General features: G+C 40.7%; 15 protein-coding genes and 1 pseudogene. 8 read left to right on the forward strand and 8 right to left on the reverse strand.

From position 1 onward, the window contains the following. The first annotated feature begins 126 nt into the window (after positions 1-126). Both NE535_RS15435 and NE535_RS15440 read left to right on the forward strand, forming a co-directional pair. The gene (locus NE535_RS15435; RefSeq protein ID WP_261299497.1) at positions 127-1590 is read left to right on the forward strand and encodes an HDOD domain-containing protein; all 1464 of its coding nucleotides are present in this window, start codon (positions 127-129) and stop codon (positions 1588-1590) included. Between the two features lie 41 nt (positions 1591-1631). Beyond that, a pseudogene (locus tag NE535_RS15440) lies at positions 1632-1925 on the forward strand (IS66 family transposase); the annotation flags it as partial. A 59-nt stretch (positions 1926-1984) separates the two neighbouring features. Here NE535_RS15440 and NE535_RS15445 read toward each other — a convergent pair. From NE535_RS15445 to NE535_RS15460, 4 genes are all read right to left on the reverse strand, one after another. Then, complete coding sequence (locus NE535_RS15445) at positions 1985-2620, reverse strand: nuclear transport factor 2 family protein (RefSeq protein WP_261299498.1); 636 nt, start codon at positions 2618-2620, stop codon at positions 1985-1987. Between the two features lie 91 nt (positions 2621-2711). Further along, entirely contained in the window at positions 2712-3536 is an 825-nt protein-coding gene (locus tag NE535_RS15450) for a M90 family metallopeptidase (RefSeq protein ID WP_261299499.1), read from the reverse strand. Positions 3537-3713: 177 nt separating this feature from the next. Beyond that, positions 3714-4133: a CopG family transcriptional regulator gene (locus tag NE535_RS15455; protein WP_261299500.1), complete on the reverse strand. Its 420-nt coding sequence runs from the start codon at positions 4131-4133 to the stop codon at positions 3714-3716. Then, positions 4093-4839, reverse strand: coding sequence for an AAA family ATPase (locus tag NE535_RS15460; RefSeq protein WP_261299501.1), 747 nt, complete (start codon positions 4837-4839; stop codon positions 4093-4095). The genes NE535_RS15455 and NE535_RS15460 overlap by 41 nt, the downstream gene beginning before the upstream one ends. A 598-nt stretch (positions 4840-5437) precedes the next feature. Between NE535_RS15460 and NE535_RS15465 the strand changes: the two genes are divergently transcribed. Beyond that, positions 5438-5671: a DUF3820 family protein gene (locus NE535_RS15465; RefSeq protein WP_261299502.1), complete on the forward strand. Its 234-nt coding sequence runs from the start codon at positions 5438-5440 to the stop codon at positions 5669-5671. Here the strand turns inward: NE535_RS15465 and NE535_RS15470 are convergent. The 4 genes from NE535_RS15470 to NE535_RS15485 all read right to left on the reverse strand — a co-directional run bounded on the left by NE535_RS15470 (position 5650) and on the right by NE535_RS15485 (position 9561). Further along, positions 5650-6135 (reverse strand): GNAT family N-acetyltransferase, encoded by a 486-nt coding sequence (locus NE535_RS15470; protein WP_261299503.1) that lies wholly within the window; start codon positions 6133-6135, stop codon positions 5650-5652. The genes NE535_RS15465 and NE535_RS15470 overlap by 22 nt on opposite strands. Before the next feature lie 109 nt (positions 6136-6244). After that, positions 6245-6547 (reverse strand): NrfJ, encoded by a 303-nt coding sequence (locus tag NE535_RS15475; RefSeq protein WP_261299504.1) that lies wholly within the window; start codon positions 6545-6547, stop codon positions 6245-6247. Between the two features lie 79 nt (positions 6548-6626). Further along, on the reverse strand, positions 6627-8360 hold the full coding sequence (locus NE535_RS15480; RefSeq protein ID WP_261299505.1) for a bifunctional metallophosphatase/5'-nucleotidase: 1734 nt from the start codon (positions 8358-8360) through the stop codon (positions 6627-6629). Between the two features lie 142 nt (positions 8361-8502). Then, positions 8503-9561, reverse strand: coding sequence for a CNNM domain-containing protein (locus NE535_RS15485; protein ID WP_261299506.1), 1059 nt, complete (start codon positions 9559-9561; stop codon positions 8503-8505). Between the two features lie 148 nt (positions 9562-9709). Here NE535_RS15485 and rlmN point away from each other — a divergent pair, with 148 nt between their 5' ends. The 5 genes from rlmN (at position 9710) to hisS (ending at position 15289) form a co-directional block, all read left to right on the forward strand. Then, positions 9710-10831, forward strand: coding sequence for a dual-specificity RNA methyltransferase RlmN (gene rlmN / locus NE535_RS15490; protein WP_261299507.1), 1122 nt, complete (start codon positions 9710-9712; stop codon positions 10829-10831). 31 nt (positions 10832-10862) lie between these two features. Further along, positions 10863-11648, forward strand: a complete 786-nt coding sequence (pilW, locus tag NE535_RS15495; protein ID WP_261299508.1) for a type IV pilus biogenesis/stability protein PilW — start codon at positions 10863-10865, stop codon at positions 11646-11648. Further along, entirely contained in the window at positions 11649-12695 is a 1047-nt protein-coding gene (locus NE535_RS15500) for a RodZ domain-containing protein (protein WP_261299509.1), read from the forward strand. Between the two features lie 91 nt (positions 12696-12786). After that, positions 12787-13902, forward strand: a complete 1116-nt coding sequence (gene ispG / locus NE535_RS15505; protein WP_261299510.1) for a flavodoxin-dependent (E)-4-hydroxy-3-methylbut-2-enyl-diphosphate synthase — start codon at positions 12787-12789, stop codon at positions 13900-13902. A gap of 112 nt (positions 13903-14014) precedes the next feature. Then, the gene (gene hisS, locus NE535_RS15510) at positions 14015-15289 is read left to right on the forward strand and encodes a histidine--tRNA ligase (protein ID WP_261299511.1); all 1275 of its coding nucleotides are present in this window, start codon (positions 14015-14017) and stop codon (positions 15287-15289) included. Positions 15290-15299 lie beyond the last annotated feature (10 nt).

The following is a 15299-nucleotide window of genomic DNA, read 5'->3' on the forward strand; positions in this document are numbered from 1 at the left end:
CGGCCCTTAATGGGCCGATTTTTTTATTTTGTCCTCCTTCATTTAGTAATAATGTCTCGCTGAACTAGCCATCTTGGGTATACTTGTTAGTAAATATGTAAAATTAATTTAATAAAAAGAACAATTATGACAGCTAATCCATCTCATAAAGGAGTTGAATACTGGACTAAACGCATTAGTGAGCAAGAAATGCCAGCCCTATGTTCAACAGTTCGAGATTTAGAGAAGCTTGCCAAGGATGACGTCTCCTCTTTATCGTTACTCGGTCGCAGTGTGATGCATGACAATGCATTAACCTCGCGTATTTTACGGGTAGCAAACAGTGCTACTTACAATAAAGGGATTAATCAAGTTTCTACCGTGAGCCGAGCCGCCGTAGTGCTTGGTTTTGACACAATAAGAAATATTTGTCTGACTGCGCGCTTATTATCCAGTTTACTTGAAAATCATAATCTCTCTGACAATGTCTTTCTGCGTCTATTAAAGCTTATGGGACAATCATTTCACGCCGCTATGATTGCGCGGATGATGTTGAATGAGCGTGATGAAAGCCTACGAGAGGAGGTTTTTATTGCGACATTACTTTATCGCATCGGTGAAAGTGCCTTTTGGAGCATGGGCGGGGATTTAGCCGATGCTTTAGATGCTAAGTTACTCAATACTGAAAACAGCGTCGATCAATTAAACCTGATCCGTTCTGAGCTTGGTACTTCGTTTAACCAGTTAACGCAAGGCATAGCCAGAAGTTGGGGCTTGGGTGACACCTTACTTAAAGCGCTGAATAATCCAGACGAGCGCATGCCAGAAATACGTTGTATTTTTTTAGCCGATAAATTGGCAGAATCTATCGCCCAACCACACCTGGACCCACAAGGTTTTCAAAAGCGCCTGCAACAAGCTGCCGATATGCTTGATATTAAGGTTGAGGAGTTCAATCAGCGTTTAATTCGTTGTAATCAAGTGACTCATAAGTTAGCTATTGACTATGGAGCTAAGGCTTTAGTGGATTATATTCCGAATACTGAAAAAGTATTTGAAAAATTAGATGCGCCACAACCAGAAGCCATGTTACGTGAAGCGAATTTAACTGTGCAGCTAAATAAGCTACGTGAGCTCACGGGTTTTGCGATTAATAAAACTGATTTTAATCAAGTAATGCAAACTGCTTTGGAAGGGGTTTTCAGCGGCGTGGGTGTTGACCGATGTGGTGTGTTATTGTTAACACCAAATCGAAAAATGCTCCAGCCTAGAGTCGTTATGGGTGATGACGCTGAAACCATGAAAACTACTTTTGTTATTGAACTTACCGATCACCAATCCATTTTTGCACAATGTATTGAGCAGAAAAAACCTCAATGGGTGCATCAAACACCAACATCGGAGTCGTCTAAATTAACAGCCAGCAATGCAGTAGAGCATTTATCTCGAGAAGGCTTTTTAATTGCGCCGTTAATGGTGAATACCAAGGTGTTAGGGGTGTTCTATGCTGATAGGCATGCATCCTTCAGAAAGTTTGAACAAGCAGATTTTGATGCTTTTACGCATTTTTCACAGCTTGCAAATGTTTGTTTTAGTGTGTCAATGACATAACAGGTCATTGAATAGCAAAACGCCCTTAATACGTTGAGTGTATCAATCAATGGTCAAAGCTGAGCCGTTACACAGAAGACAGTCGACTCAATATCGACAACAACCGTGCCGAGCGTGCAGTAAAGCCATTTGTGATAGGGCGAAAAAACTGGCTATTTAACCACAACCATCGTGGTGCTGAGGCGAGTGCAATTTTGTACAGCATCATAGAAACGGCCAAAGCCAACGGCTTAATACCGTTCGATTACATCGAACACTGCCTAGCGCAATTATCTTACCCTAACAGTGATTTCAACAGCCTATTACCCTGGCAGGTTAATCTAGCCAAGGTGTAGTTCGCCGGACGCTTACGTTGAGTAGTAAGGGCGTTTTGATTTACTTGAAAACCAAAGTTTTATTGCATTATCAAGCTGGTAATACGCTTAGCTTTATCATTCGGAATAGGGAAGCTTAGATGATATTGTGCAATTTTCCAGCCCTGTGCTGTTTGAATTAATGCCCCAGTTCCACGGCTTATGCCATAGGCTGGACTGAATAATTGCTCATCAAATACGATGATGTCGCCTATTTGAAGTAAATGACGTGCTTGCAGATCATAGCGCCAGCCTTTAGTCGGTGTCGCATAGGCTCTAAACTGCACCATGTTCCAGCGCTCGGTGGCATCGGTGCCAATAAAAATCGCATCTGGGTGATATAAATTAAAATACGTTTCCCAGTCTGCCGATATTGCACTTTCATGTAGCTGGTTCAATAATCCATTGACTTGATGGCTATCTTCTTCAGTTAATCCTTGGCTGTCTATGGTGTGATCTGCTTGATTAATATTCGTGATCACGGCTTCAGATTCAGCACTACTTTGCTGACTGCTAATCACTTGCTGAACTTCGGCTGCTTTGGTGGTATTTTCAGCTTGTTCTGCCGCTGCGTTTTCATTATCAAAATGCTGTAATGGGTTAGCATTGATGTCAAAGGCTGTTACCGTAGTGATTAATACTGCGATAAATCCTAATCGGTGAATAATGGATTGCATAATTTTTCCTTGCTAGGTAGCACTTAATAAGACAAGTATTTGTTGAGAAATGCACTGGCAATGAAGATGATATTTCTTTGCAATTTTATTACTAATGCCAATGTATTGGGTTCAATTGATAAAACTGGCTTAACTCACTATATAATTCTGGATGCTGTTGAGAAAAAGCGTTAGGTTTTTCAAAAAAGGTTTCACTTATTACGGCAAAAAATTCAGCAGGATTAGTGGCACCGTAATAGTTGAATAATGACGGTATTTGTTGAGATGCGCAATACTGTAACTGTTTAAATTCTTTACCTAAGGTTGATGACCAATCGGCATAATCTTTAATTTGTCTTAAAGTTGGAGCACCATTTGCCGGGCCATTTTCCTGATCTAACTGATGCGCAAACTCATGGATGACAACATTTTGGCCATCAAAGGGCTCTGCTGCACCATGGAGGGTATTTTGCCAAGATAATATGACCTTGCCATTTCCCCATGATTCTCCAAGCAAAACACTTCTGTGATGCGATGCCACCCCTGCGAAATCTATTTTTTGTTGCTCTACGATAAATGCATGCGGATAAATAAGGATCTGTTTTAAATTAGGGTAATAGTCTGTTTTACGATTTAACAACAGTAAACAGGCTTGTGCTGCTACAGTGACTTTAATTTCATCTGTGATAGTCAGTCCATCACAGCCAACAAATTGCTTTTCATCAATGAATATTTGAATGTGCTTTTTTAATTGTAATTGCAGGTCGGTAGGCATGCTTTGATAATATGGAAAGCGTTTACGCAATATGCTACGCCATGTTTTTGGGAACGCCTGCAAGCACACTTGATGGCGGTGACGTTCACGTCTTAATCGCGCGCTAGCAATCCAACAGATGGCCGATGTGGCAATAATGCAAACAATTACAATCGCTATCATAAACAGACTCTAATTAAAGGAGGTCTTAAAGAGATGGGGCAAGAATGGTTGCTTTTCAAGCAAAAAAAAACTGGCAACAATAAATGATGCCAGAAAAAGAGTGCGGGGAGAAAAACTAAACCAATAAACCTGAGTGTTAGAGAGCGATTAACACATTACATTCTTGGCTTATTATTGTTATTTGGATAACGATTTGAGCTGAGTATCATGTTCAAATTGCTGATAAAGAGCTTGTTTATCTTTGTCTGATAACAAGCTGTGTTCAGCAATTAAGTGACGAATTAATTTTGATTTAGCCATTTTACTTGCGTGGCTTAACGCAGTTAAATCGCTAATTGCTTGTTCACTTAATGTAAATGTGGCACGTCGAAACGGTTTTTTTACCTGTTCCGTTTGATTAACTAGCTGTTGTGATTGAGTTGCTTGCTTATTGTCTCGGCGCTGTAAAAAGTCAACCACATTAGTATGTTGAGTAAATTCATGAGTTTGACCTAACGCATAAAGACTTGCGTTATCGATAAACTCTTCAATAGACATTTGCTTGGAAAACGCAGCTTTACATGACGAGGCGTTTTTCTTGAGATCGGCCAGTCCCATAATTTCCCCTTAGTGTGGTGACATTACGCGGCGATAAACGCTGCTCCATAATTTGTTTGGCGTTTTCTGCTTGCAGTAATTCACATGCAATAGCGCGCATCTCTTCAGCGGCTTTGCCATTTGGTTCGATTTCAATTACCGACAAGCCAGACTCTTCACTGTCATCGTAAATGTTACGACTGTAATTTACCGCATCTAACACATTAATATCATAGGTGCGGCAAACATCTTTTGCTTCTAATATTCTGCCAACCTGATTCGGTAAGTTGGGGCATTGAGTGATCACAAATGAGGCGCGCATTTTAGGGTTAATCATCATACAAGTGGCAACGATATCATCCATGTGACTAACCGTTTTAAGATCGCGACGTTTAGGTCTTAATGGCATCAATACATGTGATGCTACCGACATGGTTGCACGCAGTGCAAGGTTGTCTTGTCCTCCACAATCGACGATAACATAGTCATAGTGTTGCTCTAAACTGAGTAAGTCGTTACGAATTTTGCCATAAAGCTGCACACAATTGATTGCAGGTAAGTCAGGGTTATTGTTTCGAGCCTGGATCCAATCTGATGTGGTTCTTTGGGGGTCGCAATCCACCATGATGACACTGGCTTCGGTTTCTTTTGTGAGAAACACTGCAATATTTTGTGCTAGACAGCTTTTGCCACTGCCGCCTTTTTCGCCACCAACTAAAATAATCATTATCTACACCTCATTATTGAGTGATATAGCTGTAATGTAGTCTGGATGTTAATACTTAGTCAATTAGCTGATTTTTGACGTTTTTTATATATTGTCACACTGCTTTTTTGTTGACGCTATTTTGAAGTTTGGCAAAAAATTGACGTTTATTCACTGATAAGCAGATGTTGATAAAAGGTTAATTTAATGAATCACTTGGCTGCATTATGAGAGGTTTATAGTTATTGTTATGCCAGTTACATCGATCAATATTTTGCTTTATATAACCATTATCGTGATATTACTGCTTTTGTATTCCAAAATGGTATAAATGTTTTAGTCTGTTATTGCTGCTCTGAGGCTGGCGGGGGCGTTTCTAACATTACGCCATTTTTTTATTGGTATCTATTTTTACTCTACTATCGATTTTTTATATAGAATCACTCCATCATCAACTATCGAACTTGTTGTCATCATTAAGTTATGGTCAACATCCTGTGGCAAAGTAGCTTTAAGGCCTAGATAACTCAGAACAAGATAAATTTCGGTTTTAGTGGATACATTCGATGCCGTGAGAGGTTTGTAGTGGTTCTGTTAAATAAAAATGAGTACAACCTAAATGAATGAACAAGCTTTATTAGAGGCGGTTAACCAAACCATGCCTTTTGGTAAATATGCAGGGCGCAAGTTGATACACTTGCCTGAACCCTATTTAGTTTGGTTTCACGCTAAAGGATTCCCTGAAGGGAAATTAGGTCAGCAACTGGCGCTGATGTATGAAGTGAAGTTGAACGGTTTAGAAGAGATGCTTCAACCGTTAGTGAAACCACATCATAATACTTTTTCTAAATAAAAGGCGGCCAATGTTTGGTTGTTTTTGACTCTTAAATTTGATTTGATGAGTCTAAAGTTGTGTCTTTCAAACAGCGGTTTAGAAAGGTAGGACGCATCAACCGATAACCGTTGATAATGTTGCGATTTAGCCCAGCATTGCAGATGTTCAATCAACAGGCTGGCAATGCCTTGGTGTTGAAAATGTGGATCGACATACAGGCAATCAATGTAGCCACGTTGGTGGAACTGGGTTTCTATACCAATAAAGCCGACAATTTGTTGCTGGGCATTTTGTACCAGCCAAGCCTTGTTGAGTTTATATCTAAGCTGCCAGTGCTTTGTTGAACGTGGTGCCCTAGACCATGCGAGCTTTTTGGCTGAGTTGTATCTTGGGTGCTGAATAGCTTGTATTGCTTGATGATACAACAGGCTAATTGCGGGGGCATGGCAAGGATGAAAATCAACAATAGTAAAAGCGGTCATAGGTTTTATCTATTTGAGATGTGTAAGGTATAAAAAATCGGCTAACTCTTTCAGGACATTAAAAACCTGTTGAGATTAACCGATATTGAGCAGAACAACGTGTAAACGATTATTTTTTGATGATATGGCCAACAAACATAATTTCATCAAATGTGCGATCTAAGCTAGAGCTTTTAAAGTCAGTCATCCACATTTGTTCAGACATTTCAACATTATCGCCTTTAACGACTTCAACTTGAGGACCCGCTGCCCAGTAGGTTTTGTCTGCTTCTTTAACTTGTACATATGTGTAACCACCACCATTCATGGTGTCGATAACTTCACCTTGATGGATAACACCTTGAGCCCAAGCTGAAGAAACACCTAAAGCAAGCGTTGCCGCGGCGAAAATTTTGATCAGTTTTGTTTTCATTAATGTTTCCTTGATTTTACTCGGTAATGACGTCATTAAAACACGCAAGTCTGTTTCCGTCTGTGATCAAAGCCTAAAATCATCGATGGCTAATGTAATTTATATTTACAATGTGTTGTTGGCCTATTTTGTATCCATATTGGCAAACGAAGTCAATAAATGCCTCAGGAAGCGTTTTGTTGTCTACGGGTTGTTGCCATAGCGCTTTAAGGAGAGCCCCGTAACCTTCTCGTCCTGATGCGGTATATGAGCTTGATACACCAATATACAAAGCATCATTAAGTAAAGGTTGCCATAATTCATCACGGTAAACTTCAACGGATGTTATACGTTCGCCAGAGGGTTTTTTACCATCATAACTATAGCGAATGCCGTAGGGGTAAGGAAAACTACCTGCACCCGTGCCGATTATGCCGTTATTGGTGGCGGCATTGATGGTCGACTCTAACACCTCAATGATGTATTGGCCTTTAATTTGGTATGTGACTAAAGGCAACTCAAAGGGCAGGATGCGCCCGAATACATCGGCTACAGAAAGTTGTCCATTACTGAGCGATTGTCTCACTCCGCCAGCATTGTGTAATGCAAAATCTAACTTCGGCTCAACTAATTGGGTCGCTTTAAACATACTACGGCTTACCCAGGGGGCTATTTCACTGCCATGTGGAAAGTGCTTGCTAGGCAAACGTGTATGAACAAAATCTTTAGGAATATGGGCTAAAATTTGTTGCTCTAGCGCAGCAAGCGCAGGGCGATATTGCGTTTGAATGACATTATCTATTTGGTCATCTTGAGCACCATTTAGCATATTAGGGTGTTGCCGTAACTGCTCAATTAATACGTGTTGAATATCTTCAGGGATGGAGTTATCTGAGCTTTGGCTAATGTTGATATCATCACCGAGCATAAAGAAGTTATTGCCCTCAAACTGGCAAACATTACCATTGGCATCAAAACAAAGATCAACTAAGCCTAAGGTTTCGGCATATTTTCCAGCATGGAAAATGGGGGTTTGATTAACGGTTTCACCATAGGGCATGTTCGACATGCCAACGCAGCTGAAATCGCCCTGAAGTGTATGAGAATGTCCGCCAATGATTAAGCTGATACCGTTAACTTGTTTTGCCAGCTCGCGATCTTGATCTATGCCAAGATGACTTAATATGACGATATGCTGAATATTTTGCTGGTGCAGAGCCTGTATTGTGCGTCTTGTTGTGTCTATGGCGTTAACAAATAAGGTGTCTGGATCCGGCCTAGCTATTAGTGGCATTTGATCTAATGTAATGCCCACTATGGCAATTTGGGTATCATAAAATGGCTTAAGTAAAACCTTGGCGATACCTTGGCTAACGTCATAATCTAATAATTGTGGGTGATCACGTAGCTTACCTGCTTTATGAATATCTTCTTGGCTCAGATCCATATTGCCGGCCATTAACGGAAATTCAATTCGATTTAAAAAAGCTTGAACTGGACTATTACCTGCGTCAATTTCATGATTTCCTAACACCATCGCATCGGGTTTTAGCAAATTTAAAAGATGTGCATTAGCAGCACCTTGAAACTCACGAAAATACAATGTTCCCTGAAAGCTATCTCCGCCATGCAGAAACAAAAATGGCTGATGTTTAGTTTCTGCTTGTTGACGGGCTTGCTGAATGTGATATCCCAAGCGAGCATAGCCACCAGTGTTGGCCGTTAAATGATAGCTTTGTTGCTGGTGCTGTAAGGTAAATTTAACCTGACTTGGTTCAAAGTTAGAGTGGGTGTCATTTATGTGAGCAATAGATAGGCGATAAATATTAGGCATGTTTTTCCTCAACTGAATGCCTTTTATCTTAGCATTTTAAAATAAGCATATACTAATTTATACGGCTCAACTTGAATCAAAGTTCAATACAAGTTGAGCTTGGTCGTATTAGAAACTAAAGCGAGTGTGACGAGAAAACAGATTAGTGGGTTTCACCATCATCAGATAATACCAGGCCTTTATTTTTTACACGGCGTTGCCATAATTTTCGGGCAAGCGCTTGCATGTCTGGCGCGAGGTCTTTTGAGTCAACAATTTCTAAGCCAATTAATGTCTCAATAATATCTTCGATGGTGACTATGCCTTCGCTTGAACCGTATTCGTCAACCACTAATGCCATTTTTGCATTACGTTTAATCATCATTTGAAAAAGCGGCAACACTTTTACCGATGACGGAATAACAAATAAACTTTTTAAATGCTCACTGATTTCTGCATCGGGTGTTTGGCGAACATTCAAGAGGATGTCATTACGATTGACATAACCAATGACATTGTCTCGTTCACCTTCATATACTGGCACTCGGGTAAACGGGCTTGATAAATGCTTGTCGATAAAATCATTATGACTAATGTGGGTAGGCAATTTAAATATCACGGTTCGAGGCGTCATGATGTCGGTAACCACCATGTCTTTTACCGATAAAATTTGCGTCAAAATTTGTGACTCTTGTTCACCTAATTCGCCACTGTCTTTGCCCATTTTGGTCATGGCACTTAATTCCTGGCGAATGTATTGACCTTCTTCGCCTTTGCCTAATAAATTAGTGACCTTTTGCGACATCCAGATGAGTGGTGCGGTTAATCTTTCCATCCAGTACAAACAGACGGAAACCGTAGGCGCGAGTTTTCGCCAATGATTAGCACCTAATGTTTTAGGAATAATTTCTGAGAGGAATAAAATTAAGAACGTCAGTACCGCAGAGAAAACACCTAACATTTCACTGCCAAAAACCACAGCAGCTTGTGCACCAGCAACTGCAGCACCTACAGTATGGGAAATGGTATTTAACGTTAGAATCGATACTAAAGGCGATTCGACATTTTGCTTTTGCTTATGTAATAAGTCAGCAATTTTCGGATTAGATTCTCTCAAGTTGGCAATATAACTTGGCGTGACTGATAAAAGCACCGCTTCAAAAACACTACATAAAAAAGAAACGGCAATAGCAACAAACACAATAACAAACAAAGTTAACATATATGTAAGTAAAAACTTCCTCGTATCAGGCATTATTGCCCGCGACGATATTATCATATTATCAAACTCGGATATACTGGCTAAAACGTGATACGGCCTGTATAATTCGCCGCCCTGTTACAGGTTTTAGGTGTTTGAGGTTAGGCAGATGAGTGAAAAGAAAATCAATTTATTAAATCTTGATCGTAAAGGACTGCGAGCGTTGTTCAGCGAAATGGGTGAAAAACCGTTCCGTGCCGATCAATTAATGAAGTGGATTTATCACTTTGGTGTCAGTGACTTCGAGGAAATGAACAATATAAACAAAGTCTTGCGAGCAAAGCTTGCGGCTAAGTGTGAGATTGTTGCACCTGAAATTGCCAGTTATCAAAAGTCTAATGATGGCACTATTAAATTTGCTATCGACGTTGGCCAAGGCCAAGAAGTTGAAACGGTATATATTCCTGAGGAAGACCGTGCAACCCTATGCGTGTCATCTCAAGTGGGATGTGCCCTTGAATGTACTTTCTGTTCAACCGGTCAGCAAGGTTTTAATCGTAATTTGACCGTGTCAGAAATAGTCGGTCAGGTTTGGCGTGTATCACAGTTTTTAGGATTTCATAAAGACACGGGTGATCGTCCGATTTCTAACGTCGTGATGATGGGAATGGGAGAGCCATTACTCAATTTAGCGAACGTGATTCCTGCAATGGATATCATGTTAGATGACTTTGGTTTTAGTTTATCAAAACGCCGTGTGACCTTATCTACTTCAGGTATTGTTCCTGCACTTGATAAATTAGGCGATGCTATCGATGTTGCACTTGCTGTTAGTATTCACGCGCCAAATGATGCACTTCGTGATGTATTAGTGCCGGTAAACAAAAAGTATCCTTTAGAAGAATTTTTAGCCGGCATTCGTCGTTATTTAGCTAAATCTAATGCTAACCGTGGTCGAGTTACGGTTGAGTACGTTATGCTGGATCATATTAATGACAGCACTGATCAAGCGCATGAGTTAGCTAAAGTCATGAAAGATACGCCGTGTAAGATTAACTTAATTCCATTTAATCCTTACCCAGGCTCGCCATATGGGCGTTCTTCTAATTCAAGAATTGATCGTTTCTCTAAAGTTCTTATGGAATACGGATTAACTGTTATAGTACGTAAAACACGTGGTGATGATATTGATGCAGCTTGCGGACAACTAGCCGGTGATATCCGTGACCGCACCAAACGTTTAGCAAAAAAACAAATGCAACAAAACCAGATTTCAGTCACAATGGATTAACTCTTTGTTTGCACAATAAATAGGCTTATAAATGAAGCTCAGAATGCAAAAAATAGTGTTAGTAGGTTTGTTAGGTTTATCCCTTGGTGGATGTGTAACCGAACGGACCTACAGTGGAACAGATATACCTGTTGCTGAACGTCAGATCGATAAAGTGGCAGCAGCACGTGAACGGATGCAATTAGGGTTAACCTATTTACGCCGTGGTAACAGTGAACAAGCAAAATATAATTTAGATAGAGCCGTTGAATTTGCACCACAAATGAGTGAAGTGCACGTTGCAATGGCTTATTACTATCAAACTGTTGGTGACTTAGCGCGTACCGAGAGTGCATATAATGATGCTATCGCAGCAAGCGATGCATCTGGGGATGCTAAAAACAATTTTGGGGTGTTTCTATGTCAGCAGAAGAAATTCGCCCGTGCAGAGACAATGTTTTTAGAGGCGATTGACACGCCTAAATATACCCGTACAGCATCTAGCTATGAAAACTTAGGTGTATGTAGTAAAAGTGATGGTAAGCTAGCAAAAGCGCGTAAATATTTTATGATGGCATTAAAATATGATCCGCGCCGTGGAAACACATTAATTGGATTAACAGAGTTGGACATGGAAGCATCCGACTATGCAAGTGCTCGCAATACTTTGGCTCGATATCACCAGGTTGCGAATGAAACTGCTGAAAGTTTAGCGTTAGGGATAAAAATAGAGCAAGGGCTTGGCGATTCAGATGCCATGAAGCGATTTGGCATTACATTAATTGCTAAATTCCCTGCATCTCCTCAAGCAAAAGAATATAGAGCTAACTTGCATTAAATGACAATAGAAAAATTAGACGAAACTATCGACGCAGTTGAAACCGTAAGTGATATTGCTACCGTTGGAGCAATTCTTAAAACTGCGCGTGAAAATAAAGGCATCACCATTGAAGCTGCTGCATTACAACTGCATCTGCGTCCTAAGATTTTGACGGATATTGAAGCGGACAATTTTGATAATATCGCCTCGAATACCTATGCTCGAGGTTATATCAAAAATTATGCGCGTTTTATTGAAGCCGACATCGATGCAATCAAATCATGTCTAAATCAACAAATCCCTGAACATGTCCCTCCAACCATGCAAAGTTTTTCGCGTAAAACATCGCGCGAAGCTAGAGACAGTAGGCTTAATTTAGTGACTTATGCCATTGTGATTATTTTGCTGGCGATGTTGGTGTTATGGTGGGTGCAAAAGTCTGATTTGATTACCCAATCAAATTTTGCGTTGCCAACTGTAGAAGAATTACAGGCTGAAGCAACAATCCCTGGCGATGATTATACTAGTTTGTTGGAACCAACAGAACGAGTGAATAGCTCTTTAGTCGCTCCTGTTGATGCAGGCTCAAATGACGCTAATTCAGAGATAGTTTCAGCTCAATCTGAAAGTGCTCAGCCCCCAGCATCCGTATCTACTGAAGCGGTTAATGTTACCAATACAGAAAGCGCTAATGTTAACGGTTCAGCTGCCAGTGATTTAAGCGCGCCTGATGAAGCGGCTTCTGCTTATGTTGTTACACCCCAAGTAGCGACACCAAACCAAATAGCGACTAATAACAATGCTGTAGTTGCGGATGGACTGTCAGTTGTGACTATTTCGTTAACGGCAGATTGCTGGATTAATCTGGTTGATGTTAATGGCAAAGTGTTAGTTGATGGTGTGAAAACCGCCGGTCATCAAGTTAATGTTTCAGGTAAAGCGCCATTTAAATTGATTTTAGGTGCACCGCAAGCTGTGTTGTTGACACTTGATGGCAACAAGGTTGATTTATCTGAATACGATAATGGCCGTGTGGCTCGCATCACGTTAACTCAACCTAATTAATAATATTTAGACCTTAGGGTTTATTATTGAATTGAATTCATTGGTATGATGCAAATCGCCAATTTAATAAATTTTAGTAGAGCAACATTGCATGTATAACGAATCTCCAATTATCCGCCGACCTTCCACACGTATTTATGTTGGAAATGTTCCGATTGGTGATGGGGCGCCCATTGCCGTACAGTCAATGACTAACACAAAAACTGATGATGTTGCCGCTACGGTTGCGCAAATTCGTGCACTTGAAAAAGTGGGGGCTGATATTGTGCGCGTATCTGTTCCAACAATGGATTCTGCTGAAGCGTTTAAGTTAATCAAACAACAAGTGAATGTACCTTTAGTTGCAGATATTCATTTTGATTATCGTATTGCATTAAAAGTGGCTGAGTACGGCGCTGATTGCTTGCGTATCAACCCTGGTAACATCGGTAATGAAGAGCGCATTCGCAGTGTAGTTGAATGTGCTCGCGATAGAAATATTCCTATCCGAATTGGGGTTAATGGTGGTTCATTAGAAAAAGATCTAATGGACAAGTACCGCGAGCCGACTCCTGAGGCTTTGCTTGAATCCGCAATGCGCCATGTCGATATATTAGACAGGTTGAATTTCGACCAATTTAAGGTCAGCGTGAAAGCATCGGATGTTTTCTTAGCTGTAGAGTCTTATCGTTTACTGGCAAAACAAATCAAACAACCATTGCATTTGGGCATTACTGAAGCGGGTGGTATGCGCTCAGGTTCAGTAAAATCTGCCGTGGGGCTAGGGATGTTATTGGCTGAAGGTATTGGCGATACGTTACGTATTTCTTTGGCAGCAGATCCGGTTGAAGAAATCAAAGTCGGTTTTGATATTTTAAAATCACTGCGCATTCGTAGTCGCGGCATTAACTTTATTGCCTGTCCATCTTGTTCGCGTCAAGAGTTTGATGTTATTTCCACGGTGAATGAGTTAGAACGTCGTCTTGAAGATGTCACCACAGCTATGGATGTATCCATTATTGGCTGTGTTGTTAATGGTCCTGGTGAAGCGTTAGTTTCACATATTGGCTTAACAGGGGGACATCGTAAAAGTGGTTATTATGATGATGGCGAGCGTCAAAAAGAGCGTTTTGACAATGATAATATCGTTGATTCTTTGGAAGCGAAAATTCGCGCAAAAGCCAGCATGATGGCAAACCGCATCGATATCAGCGATACAACTGAATAATTTTGTGCCTGTGCCTTAATCAGCTACTTTTTGGTTAAAAGGCATGGGTGATGTTTTTATTGGTTAACCAAGATTATTGGTTTAGCCTAGCAATTTTACGGACGAGTTACCTGTGGCAAAACAAATCCAAGCAATTCGCGGCATGAATGATCTTCTGCCAACTCAAAGCCCTGTATGGCAGAAGGTAGAGTCGATTATTCGCTCATCTGTCAGCGCTTTTGGTTATAGCGAAATTCGTACACCTATAGTTGAAAGTACCGATCTTTTTAAACGTTCAATTGGTGAAGTAACCGATATCGTTGAAAAAGAAATGTATACCTTTGAGGACCGCAATGGCGACAGTTTAACATTGCGCCCAGAAGGGACAGCGTCGACGGTTCGCGCGGGTAATGAACACGGCTTACTGTATAATCAAGAGCAGCGCTTATGGTACATGGGACCTATGTTCCGTCATGAACGTCCTCAAAAAGGTCGCTACCGTCAATTCCACCAATTTGGTGTTGAAATTTATGGTATTGGCACTGCAGACATTGATGCCGAAGTATTAATGTTATCGGCCCGTTTATGGCAACAGTTAGGCATTGAAGAGCATGTTTCTCTAGAGTTAAACACCTTAGGTGATCCAGCTGAACGTGCTGCTTATCGTGAGGCTTTGATAGCATTTTTAGAGCAACACAAAGAGAAGTTAGATGAAGACAGTAAGCGTCGTATGTATAGTAATCCGCTGCGTGTTTTGGACTCTAAAGATCAAAACGTTCAGGCATTATTAGCAGATGCTCCAGCATTAAATGACTATTTAGGTGAAGAGTCGAAAACACATTTTTCAACCTTGTGTGAACTCTTAGACGCCGTTGGCATCCAATACACCATTAATTCTCGTTTAGTGCGTGGATTAGACTACTACAATCGTACCGTTTTTGAGTGGGTAACAAGTAGCCTTGGATCTCAAGGTACAGTGCTTGCCGGTGGTCGCTATGATGGCTTGGTTGGTCAGCTGGGTGGTAAAGATACCCCAGCAGTTGGCTTTGCCATGGGACTAGAACGTATTGTACTGTTACTTGAGACGTTAGAACTTAATAATGATATCGCCCCTGAAGTAGACATTTACGTTACCGCTATGGGTGATAACTGTGTGGTAGAAGCAATTAAAGTTGCACAAGAGTTGCGTCAACAACTGCCAACGCTTAAAGTCATGAGTCATTGTGGTGGTGGAAACTTTAAAAAGCAGATGAAGCGTGCCGATAAAAGCGGTGCTCAGTTTGCTTTAATTATTGGTGAAAATGAAATTGCTAATAATCAGGTTGCCATCAAGCCGCTAAGAAACAACAACGAACAACAATTAGTTACCCGCAGTGAGCTGGTAGCTAAACTTGCAGAACTGATTTAGAAAGGGGAAG

Origin of the sequence: Shewanella holmiensis (genome assembly GCF_025370255.1) — a bacterium.
Lineage (GTDB): Bacteria > Pseudomonadota > Gammaproteobacteria > Enterobacterales > Shewanellaceae > Shewanella > Shewanella holmiensis.

Coding starts and splice junctions, on each gene's coding strand:
- NE535_RS15465 (WP_261299502.1), top strand. CDS start 5,438: ATGAATGAACAAGCTTTATTAGAGGCGGTTAACCAAACCATGCCTTTT.
- NE535_RS15460 (WP_261299501.1), bottom strand. CDS start 4,839: ATGATTATTTTAGTTGGTGGCGAAAAAGGCGGCAGTGGCAAAAGCTGT.
- NE535_RS15480 (WP_261299505.1), bottom strand. CDS start 8,360: ATGCCTAATATTTATCGCCTATCTATTGCTCACATAAATGACACCCAC.
- NE535_RS15485 (WP_261299506.1), bottom strand. CDS start 9,561: ATGTTAACTTTGTTTGTTATTGTGTTTGTTGCTATTGCCGTTTCTTTT.
- rlmN (WP_261299507.1), top strand. CDS start 9,710: ATGAGTGAAAAGAAAATCAATTTATTAAATCTTGATCGTAAAGGACTG.
- NE535_RS15435 (WP_261299497.1), top strand. CDS start 127: ATGACAGCTAATCCATCTCATAAAGGAGTTGAATACTGGACTAAACGC.
- NE535_RS15455 (WP_261299500.1), bottom strand. CDS start 4,133: ATGGGACTGGCCGATCTCAAGAAAAACGCCTCGTCATGTAAAGCTGCG.
- pilW (WP_261299508.1), top strand. CDS start 10,863: ATGAAGCTCAGAATGCAAAAAATAGTGTTAGTAGGTTTGTTAGGTTTA.
- NE535_RS15445 (WP_261299498.1), bottom strand. CDS start 2,620: ATGCAATCCATTATTCACCGATTAGGATTTATCGCAGTATTAATCACT.
- NE535_RS15470 (WP_261299503.1), bottom strand. CDS start 6,135: ATGACCGCTTTTACTATTGTTGATTTTCATCCTTGCCATGCCCCCGCA.
- NE535_RS15500 (WP_261299509.1), top strand. CDS start 11,649: ATGACAATAGAAAAATTAGACGAAACTATCGACGCAGTTGAAACCGTA.
- NE535_RS15450 (WP_261299499.1), bottom strand. CDS start 3,536: ATGATAGCGATTGTAATTGTTTGCATTATTGCCACATCGGCCATCTGT.
- NE535_RS15475 (WP_261299504.1), bottom strand. CDS start 6,547: ATGAAAACAAAACTGATCAAAATTTTCGCCGCGGCAACGCTTGCTTTA.
- ispG (WP_261299510.1), top strand. CDS start 12,787: ATGTATAACGAATCTCCAATTATCCGCCGACCTTCCACACGTATTTAT.